The organism is Bartonella refiksaydamii, from assembly GCF_902652675.1.
Lineage (GTDB): Bacteria > Pseudomonadota > Alphaproteobacteria > Rhizobiales > Rhizobiaceae > Bartonella > Bartonella refiksaydamii.
Genome location: NZ_LR736322.1, coordinates 1 through 12413, shown reverse-complemented (window position 1 = coordinate 12413; position 12413 = coordinate 1). Strand labels below are relative to the sequence as shown.

Annotated in this window: 10 protein-coding genes and 2 pseudogenes; 9 read left to right on the top strand and 3 right to left on the bottom strand. The window is 36.5% G+C overall.

Going from position 1 to position 12413, the window contains the following annotated elements:
- Positions 1 to 400: 400 nt before the first annotated feature.
- Entirely contained in the window at positions 401 to 823 is a 423-nt protein-coding gene (gene ndk, locus GQO39_RS07695) for a nucleoside-diphosphate kinase (RefSeq protein WP_156851662.1), read from the top strand.
- Between the two features lie 102 nt (positions 824 to 925).
- Here ndk and pgsA read toward each other — a convergent pair whose 3' ends face one another.
- From pgsA to GQO39_RS07680, 3 genes are all read right to left on the bottom strand, one after another.
- The gene (gene pgsA / locus GQO39_RS07690) at positions 926 to 1507 is read right to left on the bottom strand and encodes a CDP-diacylglycerol--glycerol-3-phosphate 3-phosphatidyltransferase (RefSeq protein WP_007552046.1); all 582 of its coding nucleotides are present in this window, start codon (positions 1505 to 1507) and stop codon (positions 926 to 928) included.
- A gap of 73 nt (positions 1508 to 1580) precedes the next feature.
- A complete protein-coding gene (uvrC, locus tag GQO39_RS07685; protein ID WP_156851661.1) occupies positions 1581 to 3566 on the bottom strand; it encodes an excinuclease ABC subunit UvrC in 1986 nt (661 codons plus the stop codon).
- 399 nt (positions 3567 to 3965) lie between these two features.
- The gene (locus GQO39_RS07680) at positions 3966 to 4829 is read right to left on the bottom strand and encodes a 23S rRNA (adenine(2030)-N(6))-methyltransferase RlmJ (protein WP_156851660.1); all 864 of its coding nucleotides are present in this window, start codon (positions 4827 to 4829) and stop codon (positions 3966 to 3968) included.
- A gap of 433 nt (positions 4830 to 5262) precedes the next feature.
- Between GQO39_RS07680 and GQO39_RS07675 the strand changes: the two are divergent.
- The 8 genes and pseudogenes from GQO39_RS07675 (at position 5263) to GQO39_RS07645 (ending at position 12023) form a co-directional block, all read left to right on the top strand.
- Positions 5263 to 5574, top strand: a pseudogene (locus GQO39_RS07675) (twin-arginine translocase TatA/TatE family subunit).
- A 59-nt stretch (positions 5575 to 5633) separates the two neighbouring features.
- Positions 5634 to 5780, top strand: coding sequence for a twin-arginine translocase TatA/TatE family subunit (locus tag GQO39_RS09520; protein WP_500789582.1), 147 nt, complete (start codon positions 5634 to 5636; stop codon positions 5778 to 5780).
- A gap of 335 nt (positions 5781 to 6115) precedes the next feature.
- Positions 6116 to 6845: pseudogene (tatC, locus tag GQO39_RS07670) on the top strand (twin-arginine translocase subunit TatC).
- A 60-nt stretch (positions 6846 to 6905) separates the two neighbouring features.
- Positions 6906 to 8183 carry a serine--tRNA ligase gene (serS, locus tag GQO39_RS07665; protein ID WP_156851659.1) on the top strand — a complete coding sequence of 426 codons (1278 nt, stop codon included), beginning with the start codon at positions 6906 to 6908 and terminating at the stop codon, positions 8181 to 8183.
- Between the two features lie 134 nt (positions 8184 to 8317).
- On the top strand, positions 8318 to 8977 hold the full coding sequence (locus GQO39_RS07660) for a protein-L-isoaspartate(D-aspartate) O-methyltransferase (protein WP_156851658.1): 660 nt from the start codon (positions 8318 to 8320) through the stop codon (positions 8975 to 8977).
- A gap of 150 nt (positions 8978 to 9127) precedes the next feature.
- Positions 9128 to 10306 (top strand): M23 family metallopeptidase, encoded by a 1179-nt coding sequence (locus tag GQO39_RS07655; protein ID WP_156851657.1) that lies wholly within the window; start codon positions 9128 to 9130, stop codon positions 10304 to 10306.
- Between the two features lie 394 nt (positions 10307 to 10700).
- Positions 10701 to 11153: a preprotein translocase subunit YajC gene (yajC, locus tag GQO39_RS07650; protein ID WP_156851656.1), complete on the top strand. Its 453-nt coding sequence runs from the start codon at positions 10701 to 10703 to the stop codon at positions 11151 to 11153.
- A 483-nt stretch (positions 11154 to 11636) separates the two neighbouring features.
- Complete coding sequence (locus tag GQO39_RS07645; RefSeq protein ID WP_156851655.1) at positions 11637 to 12023, top strand: Mth938-like domain-containing protein; 387 nt, start codon at positions 11637 to 11639, stop codon at positions 12021 to 12023.
- Positions 12024 to 12413: the final 390 nt, after the last annotated feature.

Below are 12413 nucleotides of genomic sequence, written 5' to 3'. Positions count from 1 at the left end.
ATAGTTTTTGAGCGTATCTTTGTTCTCGGATCGTCTTTAAATGTAGAGTCGTTTTGCACGTATCCACTGGATATCTAGGCAACGTTCTTTGAGAGAAAACCGCTTTTTATAGAGTTTATATGCTTTGCTGCCTGCTATATTTTTTTCTTTCCCTTTAATGATAAATCTTTATGAAAGCGGTGCTTCTGTCTATGAAAATAGATCTAGCTTTTGTGAAATGGTATTGTTTTGAAAGTATCGGCTACCATCAGTATTTCTATTTTTTTATTGAAGTTTGTTTTATGATTAATTACGCATTTTTGAAAATTGGTGCGGATTTTTCTATAGTCACTTGGCAAAAGGCTTCTGGATCGCTATAGAACGGCTAGATAATATTATGAATACAATTAAAGGTGTTTAAATGGCTGTAGAACGTACTTTTTCGATGATTAAACCCGATGCAACGCGTCGTAATTTGACAGGGGAAATTACAAAAATGCTTGAAGAAGCGGGGCTGCGTATTGTTGCTTCTAGACGTGTGTGGATGAGTCGACGTGAAGCTGAAAGGTTTTATGCAGTCCATAGGGAACGCCCATTTTTTAGCGAATTGGTTGATTTTATGTCTTCTGGTCCAACAGTTGTACAGGTTTTAGAAGGAGAAAATGCAATAGCTAAAAACCGTGAAGTGATGGGGGCTACAAATCCTATGGATGCACGGGAAGGGACAATTCGTAAAGTCCATGCTTTGTCGATTGGCGAAAATTCTGTTCATGGTTCAGATAGCGCTGAAACTGCAAAAATAGAAATTTCTTTTTGGTTTTCTGAAATGGAAATTGTTGGTTAATAGAAGCACGTATAAAAAAGAGAACCCCAAAACATTTTGTTTCGGGATTCTTCCTATGAGATTATGGATTTCTTTGAAAGCGCTCGTGGAGTTCAGCAGTTTTCATGTAATGACATGTTTTAAGCCTGCACGGAAATAATCCCATCCTGTCCACAACGTAAGGAGAGCAGCAATCCACAGCATAGTGATGCCAAATTCCACTGTGTAAGGGAAAACTTTATTACCAGCCGGTCCCGATAAGAGAAAAACGATGGCTATCATTTGTACAAAAGTTTTCCATTTTGCAAGGCGAGAGACAGGAACACTGACTTTTAATTCAGCTAAGTATTCACGTAATCCTGATACAAGAATTTCTCGACAAAGAATGATAATAGCTGCCCATAATGTCCAGCCAGCAATGGTACTGTCTGCAGCAAGCAAGAGCAAACAGGCAGATACGAGAAGCTTATCTGCAATTGGATCCAACATGCGACCAATATTAGAGGTTTGTTCCCAAATACGAGCAAGGTAACCATCAAGAAAGTCAGTAATAGATGCAACAATAAAAATAGAAACGGCAATCCAACGTGCAATATCGCTTGATTGTAGTCGTCCTTCTAAAAAAAAGCATGCAACAACCATTGGCACCGCGATAATCCGTGCATAAGTGAGAATATTTGGAAAAGAAAAAGTATGATTTTTCATAGAGCCATTTTCAATTCTTTGTAAAATATGATTTATTTGATAAACGTAACAAGGCAAAGATTATGAAACAAGCTTATTTTTTATTAAAATGATTATGAATTTTTTGTGCAATCATAATAGAAATGCCTGTGACTTTTATTAAATCTTCGAGTGAAGCACTGGCGACAGCTTTTGCACTTCCAAAATGATGAAGCAATGCGCGCTTTCTAGTTGGACCGATATTTTCTATTTCATCAAGCGGATTTTTAAACACTGATTTTTTTCGTTTTGCTCTATGCGTTCCAATTGCAAAGCGGTGCGCTTCATCGCGTAGACGTTGCAAAAAATAAAGGATAGGATCACGTGGAGGAAGTGTAAAGGGCATTTTTCCCTTTATAAAAAACCGTTCACGCCCCGCATTACGGTCAGCGCCTTTAGCTATCCCAATAACCGTGATAAAATTATCTAATTTTAATTCGGATAATATTGTATGCACACTGTTTATTTGTCCTTCTCCGCCATCGATTAATATAAGATCAGGCCAAAGAGGAAAAGGCTCATCGTTTTGATTTTTTATGTTATTGCTTCTATTAGGAAAATCATGTTCCTTGATAAGACGTGAAAATCTTCGTTTAATGACTTCTTTCATCATAGCAAAATCGTCACCAGGTGTGATATCTGTCGAACGGATGTTGAACTTACGATATTGATTTTTAACAAATCCCATTTGTCCCGCAACAATCATCGCACCTACTGCATTTGTTCCCATAATATGAGAATTGTCATAGACTTCTACACGGCATGGAGTATGAGGTAGTTGAAATATTTCAGCAAGCCCTTGAAGTAATTTTTTATGTGTAGCTGTTTCGGCAAGCTTGCGTCCAAGTGCTTCATGAGCATTGATATAGGCATGGTTAACAAGGGTTTTGCGTTCACCTTGTTTGGGCAAAGAGAGAAATATTTTGCGATTTGCTTTTAGACTAAACGCCTCTGCAAAAAGCGCCTTTTCTTCAATTGATTCAGATAAAAGAATGAGTTTTGGAAGAGAATTATCATCATAAAATTGGGAGAGGAAACTCGCTAAAATTTCACCACTAGAAAAGGATGGATCTGCTTTAGGAAAATAGGCTCTGTTTCCCCAATTTTGTCCCATGCGAAAAAAGAACACTTGAATGCAGGTTACTCCTCCCCGTTGTGCAATCGCAAATACATCTGCTTCTTTTATCGTTTGAGGATTAATGCCTTGATGGCTTTGTATGTGAGAGAGAGCCGATAAGCGGTCACGATAGGTTGCTGCTTGTTCAAAATCGAGGTTTTCTGCGGCTTTATACATAGCTTGAACCATATAATTTTTAACGTATTGGCTTTTTCCAGAAAGAAAAGCTTTTGCTCCTCTAACGAGCTCTTTATAGTCATTGTCATTGATTTCATGTGTACAGGGAGCAGAACAGCGTTTAATTTGGTAAAGTAAACAGGGGCGTGTACGGTTTTCAAAAACTGAATCGGTACAGGTGCGTAATAAAAAAGCACGTTGTAAAACGTTAATTGTTTGTGTAACTGCACCTGAAGAAGCGAAAGGTCCAAAATAATCGGCTTTTCGTGTTCGGGCACCACGATGTTTGTAAAGTGCAGGTGCTCGATGATCATCAGTAATAATGATATAAGGGAAGCTTTTATCATCACGCAGTAATACATTAAAACGTGGATGCAATCTTTTGATGAGATTAGCTTCTAAAAGCAGTGCTTCTGTTTCTGTGCGAGTAACAACAAATTCCATATGGTATGTAGCACGAATCATACGGGTAATACGGTTGTTATGCCCTTGTTCACGAGCATAGTTTGCAACGCGTTTTTTAAGATTACGTGCTTTTCCAACATAGAGAATATCACCATTTTCATCAACCATACGATAAACCCCCGGCTTATGCGGAAGATGTTTGACAAACTCTTGTATGAGCTTGGTAGCTTTGAATTGCTCTTTAACATTTTCTTGATTGGCTTTATCCCATGTAATATGAGAAAGAAAGGGAAGCTTTTCTCGTTCATTTTGAGGATAAGCTGTGTTTTTTTTCAGGATCATTTAGTTTATCCAAGAATGTTTTATGCTTTTCATATGTGATGTTCTATCCATCAAATGCTACTACTTATGTGCTTGTAATTATTTTTCTATAAATAACACATTATAACATAAACTCATTCGATATTACTTTGCATAAAAAACTTGAAGGCGATCTCTGATGATAATCTACGAGTTAGCCAACTTTATCTATTAAGAATAATAAATCTGTGATGGTGGAAGGCTACATAAAATAGATTTTATTAAAAATCAAATCTGTACTGCTGACTATGCTGTGCATTCAGGGTGATATGGTAAAATCAAAGAATCCAATAGCTTGGTCTGAAAATACCTTTGAGCCACTTAATGCTTTTGATTTTTACGAAAAATATTTTGATTTAAAATGACATAAAGGGAAAGTGTCTAACATAATGGATGTTCTTTCTGGAGCCATTTATGAATCACCCTTGCATTTTTGTCTTGTCCAAGACGGTTGATAAGAAAGGGGCTAAGTTTTTTCATTTCTTCTTCCAAAAGATAGGGGGGGTTGATAAGAATCATACCACTTCCATTCATTGTAGGTGGTATTGAACTTTTTCGAATACGCATTTCGAGTTGTAAAATTTTTGGAATTCCCGTTTGATAAAGTGCGTGAAGAAAATTTTCAATGTCTTTGTCATATTTAACAGGATACCATAAAGCATAAATTCCTCTAGAGAAACGGCGATACGCTTTAATCAATCCTTCAATAAGGCGAGAAAATTCACCAGGTTTTTCAAACGGGGGGTCAACGAGAATAAATCCGCGTTTTTCCTTGGGTGGCAAATGAGCATTTAAAGAAAGCCAACCATCCAAATGCAGAACTTTTGTTTGGTAATCACCGGCAAATTTTTTTGCTAAAATGTGATAATCTTCATCGTGTAATTCAATTGCGATTAGTCGATCTTGTTTACGCAATAATTTACGAATAAGAAAGGGAGAGCCAGGATAGAATATGATTTCTTTTTTCTCCTCGTTGAGCGCATCAATAATATCATACCATGGACAAAGGAGTGCTTTTAAGTTTTCTGGGACAGGAGCTGAAAAAAGCCGTTGGACGCCTTCGCGCCACTCCCCCGTTTTATGTGCTTCTAAAGAGGAGAGATCATAAATACCGATTCCAGCATGCGTGTCTATAACCCGAAAAGCTTTTTCTTTACGTTTAAGATATTCTACAATACGGGTGACAATAATGTGTTTAAAAACATCAGCAAAATTGCCAGCATGGTAAATATGCCGATAATTCATGAGCGGGATTTACCACATGTATGATTGCTTACCAAGTCTTTTTTTTACATAGAACAGCGGCTTTTGTGTTGGCAAAAGTTTTGTTATAGCTTTTAAGAAAGCTAACAAGATGTATAAGCTATCTCAAATAAAATGAGAGCTTATTAATCAATGATAGGCAGAGAAATATCACAATACAGATGAAGCTTCTTTAAGAAAAGAGTTTTCAAGCCTTTTGGATTTTGTTTGGGGAGGTTTGCTATTTTTAATCTATCTGAGTTTATTATAATACGCTAAGCGCGAGAAGAGAAAGGCTAAAAAGTTAGTTTGCAATATAAAAATTGTGTGATTGCCTTTGACTTGAGAAGAAAATATACAGGTAAGATATAGCTATAATTCCTTCAAAGTGAGCATGAACAAATGAAATCAAATTTAAAAGCAGTAAAAGGGAGTGATGGGTAATATTCTTTCACCAGCGCATTTGATTGTCATTTTATTGATTGCCCTTGTACTTTTTGTGCGTGGTAAGGCTTCTGAATTAATGGGCGATGTTACTGAGGGGATTAAAGCTTTTAAAAAGAATATAAAGGAGGAAGAGGACAGCGTCGAGGATAAGCTTGAAATGGCTGATTATTCTAAAACAATTTATGTTAAACCTCAATGATCTGAACCATTATCGGTGAGACGTGCAACGACCCGCAGAAAAGCTTCTTCCTCCTTTAAAGGTGGTAAGACATCTAGGGCTAAAAAACAGTGTGCAAAGTAAAAAAAGACGCGATCATAATTATGCATTATTCTTTTAAATGAGAAAGTTGAGTATAAGCAGTGTTTGGGATTGATGGGCCAGAGTTTCTTGTGATCTTAGTTATTCTCATCATTGTAGTTGAGCTAAAAGATTTACCTAAAATGCTAAGGACAATAGCAAAGGCAGTAGCTTATGTGCGTTCAACAGCAAATAAATTTCGTGACTAGTTTGATGATGCAATGAGACAAGTTGAATTCGATGATTTGAAAAAGCCACTATCGAATATCAATGACTTTAATTTCAGTAAGGAGTTAACAGAGACCTTTAATCCTATTCATAATGCAGAAGGCCACAACCGCGACAATTTTGATATAAAGATAACGCACCATAAATTAGAAAAAGAGAAAAACTTTGAGATGTGGACAGCACAAAGCCAACGAAGATTTAACGGTATCCATAGATTCTCGTAGCTCTGGAAGCATTACTGTAACTTATCAAGATAATATGTCATGACTGTTAAGAAAGTGAGGTTGAGGCCAATACGGCTCCCCTTTTAGAATATTTGATTGAATTTCGTCAGCGAATTATTGCTGTTCTGATCGCATTTTTAATAGCTTTTATGATGTGCTTTCTTGTCAAAGATTATATTTTAAATTTTTTGATATGGCCTTATCAGTGGGCAATGAAAATATCAGGCGGTAATCCTGAGAGTATTCGTTTTGCAATCAATACAAGTATGAGAAACTTTTTTAACGAAGATGAAACTCGCTGCTTTTGGAGCAGCTATTTTGTCGTTTCTCTATACAGCTTTGCAGTTTTATAGCTTTATTGCACTAGGACTTTATAAAAAAGAGCGTATAGCTTTTTTACCATTTCTCATTAGTGTACAGATTTTATTTTGTATTGGAGGGGTATTTGTTTATGCCCTGTTGGCTCCACTAATGCTTTGGTTTAACCTTTCTCAGCAATTTTTTCCGGACGTACATTTAAGAATAGAGTTTATAGTCCGTATCTCTGATTATTTGAGCTTTATGATATCATTTATTTTGATTTTTGGTTTGATTTTTCAATTACCTCTTGTAACCAGTCTTTTAACGAGAGTTTGACTTTTAACTTCTCATGGTTTGGTATCTAAACGAAAGCGGGCTATTCTTCTTTCTTTTATAATTGCGGCGATAATAACTCCCTCGGATTTTTTTATTATGTTTGCAGTAGCCTTACCAACGACAGTTCTTTACGAGCTCTCAATTTTAATTGCTTACTGTATAGAAAAGAGAAAAAAATTCTTTTAAAAGAAGTTTATATCTTGTCTGATAGGAAACGAATAGAAATGATGCAAATGAGGAATTTTGATGCTTGATATTAAGTGGATTCGTGAACATCCTGAGAAATTAGATGCAGCTTTGGCGAAGAGAGGTATTGAGCCGCAATCAGAAAGATTAATAAAACTTGATCTTGAACGCCGGTCGCATGTTGCTAAAGTACAATTGGCACAGGAGCGTCGCAATGCGGCTTCAAAAGAAATAGGGCGGGCTTTAGCAGCATGTGATCAGAAAATGGCTGAAAACCTTCGAGCTGAGGTTGAAGAAATTAAAGCTTTTCTTTCTTCGGCTACAGCAGAAGAAAAGCGTTTAACAGAGCATTTTGAGAAGGCTCTTTCTTCGCTCCCCAATGTTCCATTGGACGATGTTCCAAAGGGTAAAGATGAAAGTGATAATGTTGTTATGCGGCATTTTGGTACGCCTCCGACATTTGATTTTACACCAAAGGAACATTTTGATCTTGGTCAAAATCTCAAGCAGATGGATTTTGAGCGAGCAAGTCGTTTATCAGGGACGCGCTTTACAGTACTTTCAGGAGCATTAGCACGGCTTGAACGCGCATTGGGCCAATTTATGCTTGATGTGCATGTTGATGAGCATGGTTATACAGAGGTTTCGGTGCCTCTTCTTGTTCGTGATGAGATTGTTTACGGAGCGGCTCAGTTGCCAAAATTTGCTGAAGATCTTTTTCGGACGACGGATGGTCGGTGGCTTATTTCTACAGCAGAAGTGCCGTTAACCAATTTGGTAAACAATGAAATTCTTGAGATATCGGATTTGCCACTGCGATTTTCTTCTTTGACCCCCTGTTTTCGTTCAGAGGCGGGGTCCGCAGGTCGTGATACTCGTGGTATGTTGCGTCAACACCAGTTTTTGAAGGTAGAAATGGTATCAATTACTACTGAAGAGCAATCCTTAACGGAACTGGAACGTATGACAGAATGTGCAGAAGATGTGTTAAAACGTCTTGGTTTGCCTTTTCGTACGGTGGTTCTTTCTACGGGTGATATGGGATTTGCTGCACGTAAAACTTATGACATTGAAGTTTGGCTTCCTGGACAAGGATGTTATCGTGAAATTTCCAGTTGTTCAATTTGTGGAGATTTTCAAGGGCGACGCATGAATGCTCGATATCGTAAAGAAGATGATAAAACATTGCACTTCATCCATAGTCTGAATGGTTCTGGTACGGCTATTGGACGTTGTCTTATCGCTATTCTTGAGAATTATCAGCAGGCTGATGGATCAATTATTGTTCCAGATGTTTTACAACCCTATATGAGGGGTATGCGTTGTATTGCTGCTTAATTTTATCAAAGGAAAACTGAATATGCGTTCATTTCTGAAAAATAATGGCATTCAAATGCACGATTTTGTCATTTTAAAAGAAATGATTTGTGCTTACGATAAGAGTACTACTTCATTGGAGATCGAATGATACTATGGGGCAAAAGGGTATTTTACGATTTCGTGAGGAATTGGCTTGCCTTGTGCTGAAAATGCGTAGCAAAGGAATTGATGATGTTCGTTTTTTTGCAGCATTTGAAAAGATTCCGCGTCAACAGTTTGTTGCTTCTCTTTGGCTCAACAGTGCTTATGATAATAAAGTTATTCCCATTGAGTGTGGTGAATATATTGAGCGTTTGGAAGAGCAGCTCTTGATTCTTTCTGCGTTATCGTTGAAAAAAAAGCATCGTGTTTTAGAAATTGGTACAGGGTCTGGTTTTTGTACTGCCCTTATGGCGTGTCTGAGTGGACGTGTGACAACAATTGACCGTTATAAAACACTTGTTGATTTAGCACGGCAAAAATTTCAAACTTTGGGACTTGAAAATATTATTGTGCGGCAAGTTGATGGAAGCTGTACTGTTACAGGTTTGGGGGTATTTGATCGTATTCTTATTTGGCCCTCGCGTTCCGATGAACCAAAGGAATTTTTAGAACTTTTAGCTGAAAATGGGATTCTTATTCAAGCTATAGGACCTGATGAGGGGGTACAAACGGTGAGGCATTATACAAAAATTGGTAGTCAATTTCAGTGCTTAGAAATGTTTCAAGTGCGTTATCAACCCTTTATTAAAGGTCTTGCGGAGATACTTTAATTTTCTAAATTTAAAGTACTACGCAAACTAGATAAATCCATTTTGAGCTTATTGTAAAGATATTTATGAATAAAATATCTAATTTTAACTCTTAGGTAATATTACAAAGCTTTAATAGAGTGAGTTGAGTGTTGATGAGTGAGCAAAACTATGTGTTTAAAAGTTTTGGGTAATATTTTCTGGCATAATTTGCAGAAAATAGCTTTTTTAGCGATGATAATGATTTTTACGGGGTGTAGTTCTGGTATGCAGCGTTTCAATAATATTTTCTCTAATCGTGCGGTATCTACTCGGTTAAATGTGTCCACAACTGCGCTTGCAGATCCGCGAATGCTATCGTACGGTGGCATGATACAAAGTACAGAATTGCCACCTGTAGAGGCAACTGGTGGTTCATTGGCCGATGATAATGCTCCGTATAATTCTCCACAACAGGGCGAGGGGGCTTCTTCTGATGGTCAAATTATGGGGGCTCCGCCGCGAAATCTTGGAACGCTTTCCCGTTCACAAATGGATAATTCTCCTATTCTTCGGCGAAATACTTATATTGTCCAGAGTGGGGATACATTGTTAAGCATTGCGAGGCAAATAGGGATCAGTGTTGAAGCATTAAAATTAGCAAATGGTATAAAAAGTAGTTCCATCTATATCGGGCAGCTCCTTATGATCCCAAGTAGGCGTACGCTAGCAATTTCGAACACCCACAATGATGATTTGGCGACGGCATCAACAACAGAAACTTCATTTCAGTCTCAAGTTACATCTTCCATAAAAGACAAGAAGCCTCTTCCTATATATAGAGCTCCTGTAACAACTCTCCCTTCTGCTAAGATGAATAGTTCAAGTATTGAGAAAAATTCTTCTAGGCAGATGATGCAATCGAGTAACGAAACTGGTTTGTCAGATACGATTATGAGTACTAATAATATTGTTACTCCGCAAGCCACAGGAATTTCTAAAATGCGTTGGCCGGTGCGAGGGCGTTTATTAAGCCAGTTTGGTCAGAAAAAAGGAACAACAACTAATCGAGGAATAGATATTGCTGTGCCGGAAGGTTCATCGGTAAAAGCAGCGGAAAATGGTGTTGTTATCTATGCGAGTGATGGGTTAAAAGAGCTCGGCAATGTTGTTATGATTCGACATGAAAACAATATTATTACTATTTACGGATGTAACAGTAAGCTTATTGTTGAGAAAGGACAAAGGGTACGACGTGGAGATGAGATTGCTAAGTCTGGTGTTTCAGGAAATGTTAAAACTCCGCGTGTTTATTTTGAGGTGCGTAAGAATTCATTACCTGTCAATCCTATCAAGTATCTAGAAAATTAATTCATAATGGCTTTATTTTGAAAATCTGTAGTCTATATGGCTTTAAAATAATCGAATTTATTAAATCAAGAGTATTTTGACGGAAAAAGACACAAGTCTGAGAAGAATGTCTGGATAGGATCATTAGCAGGGAGAGAAAATATTTTGTATCATTTATTTTTCCGATGAGTGAGAATGTCTATATTTAATGATATAAAAATAAATCTGTTCTTAAGAAGTTTTTGTCCGTTGCCTTCTATCTCTTAAAGATTTATTACCTTCCTATAAGGTTGTGATTACATTATGTATTTATCGCTTTGTATGAGAGATCCTCTAGAAAAGCTTTTTTTCTAAGCCAAAGGTTTATTTTAGTTAAAGTAAGAAGTACCTGAAGTTTAATCTATAGGAGATAAAAATGTTTATTACTAACGCTTATGCTCAAGTTGCAGGCGGTGTTTCTAGTGGGACCTCACTTGTTAATTTTGTTCCGTTCATTTTAGTTTTTGCAATTATGTATTTTTTTATAATTCGTCCACAGCGTGCACAAATGAAAAAACGCCAAGAAATGCTTAATGCTGTGCGTCGTGGTGATACAGTTATAACCGGCGGTGGTATTATCGGCAAGATTACGAAAGTTTACGATGAGAGTGGTGAGTTAGAGGTTGAAATTGGTGATGGTATATATATTCGCGTTATCCGTTCAACATTAGCTGATGTTCGCGTTAAAGGTGAACCTATTGCAGAAAAAAAATCAAAATTTAATACTAAAACAAAAACACTACAAAAGCCTAAATCTAAAACTACAACGAAAGAAAATGTGAGTGCATTTAAAGAGAAAAAAGCTGTATCAAAGAAAAATGAATCTTAGAGTATAATTGCAGTTTGTTATGTTTTTTTACAACATATTTTTATAAAAAGTGGGGATTTTGGATAAAGGACAATTTCATTGTAGGGAAAGTATCATAGTCAATAAATGAACATAATATTTTGTTTATTTTCTACAGACTATTAAGTATTTATCTCATTTTTAGGATATTGCTGCAGATTGTCCTATTCTGTGAATGATGTTATCGTTTTTTTGTGTGATGAAGATTTTTTCGAACAAATAGGTTAAGCATAGTTTTTTTAAAGGGATGATCTTTTTCAATAAATGTGGTATTTAACGACAATTTATTGCAAACTTTTCATATATTGATTGTGTTACCAAGGCGGTCTTTTTCATAAAAGATTTTGCGTAGATATTGTGCTATATAGGTTATGATTAGTGTATCAACGTTTATTACAAACCTTTTTCTGACTTTTAAGGGGAGAAGAAAAACGTAATTGTTTTTTAAATGAGGGATGCTTCCTTATGTTTCATGCAATTCAAATCCGTGAAGCACATTTTCCAAGACGTGCACCTATTGATGCTTATGGAAATGGTGGGTTTCGTTTTGCTGATATGTCTCATAGGGGGTCTATTGTTTGTGTACCATCAGGTATTTATGGTATTGATATGGTAGGACCTATTCCCACGCAACAGGATATATCTCGTGTTTTAGAAGAATCATCTGAGATCGAAGTTTTGTTAATAGGTACTGGTGTTGAATTGTTGCGATTACCTGAAGAGTTACGGATGCTTTTATGGAAAAAGCGTATTTCATCAGATACAATGAATACGGGTGCAGCTGTGCGTACATTTAATGTTTTGTTAGCTGAAGATCGTGCAGTTGCTGCATTATTATTTGCGGTAGAATGATGGATTATTTAATACAATAGAATTACATGTTATTGATTCTATAGAGTTTTTGATTGGTTAAAGAGTGAATTTATAATTAGCGTATTTTGTATAAGAGATGGTATACCATTATCCATTTAACCAAAAAGAACTTTGAGTTGTGAGTTTGCTGTGCGTGTTATTGCTGATTGTTTAAAGCTCTGCGGTGATTTCTTTATATCTGCTTAAGTACAATTATTATAAAACAGGCGCTAAAGCTTGTTTTGGTTAGCTTTTTGCCGTTTTGCTCCCACTGAATGTTTCAAGTCCGATAAGATTAATTTTAATAATTTTCGCTAATTTAGGTAGAATAGGAATGTAGTTTGACAGTAGGTTTTATACTAAGTGGGAAGAGGTGGGATTAGGTAGGAA

Excerpts from the sequence above, each read along its gene's own strand:
- ndk (WP_156851662.1), top strand. The coding sequence starts at position 401 with ATGGCTGTAGAACGTACTTTTTCGATGATTAAACCCGATGCAACGCGT.
- pgsA (WP_007552046.1), bottom strand. The coding sequence starts at position 1,507 with ATGAAAAATCATACTTTTTCTTTTCCAAATATTCTCACTTATGCACGG.
- uvrC (WP_156851661.1), bottom strand. The coding sequence starts at position 3,566 with ATGATCCTGAAAAAAAACACAGCTTATCCTCAAAATGAACGAGAAAAG.
- GQO39_RS07680 (WP_156851660.1), bottom strand. The coding sequence starts at position 4,829 with ATGAATTATCGGCATATTTACCATGCTGGCAATTTTGCTGATGTTTTT.
- serS (WP_156851659.1), top strand. The coding sequence starts at position 6,906 with ATGCTTGATATTAAGTGGATTCGTGAACATCCTGAGAAATTAGATGCA.
- GQO39_RS07660 (WP_156851658.1), top strand. The coding sequence starts at position 8,318 with ATGGGGCAAAAGGGTATTTTACGATTTCGTGAGGAATTGGCTTGCCTT.
- GQO39_RS07655 (WP_156851657.1), top strand. The coding sequence starts at position 9,128 with ATGTGTTTAAAAGTTTTGGGTAATATTTTCTGGCATAATTTGCAGAAA.
- yajC (WP_156851656.1), top strand. The coding sequence starts at position 10,701 with ATGTTTATTACTAACGCTTATGCTCAAGTTGCAGGCGGTGTTTCTAGT.
- GQO39_RS07645 (WP_156851655.1), top strand. The coding sequence starts at position 11,637 with ATGTTTCATGCAATTCAAATCCGTGAAGCACATTTTCCAAGACGTGCA.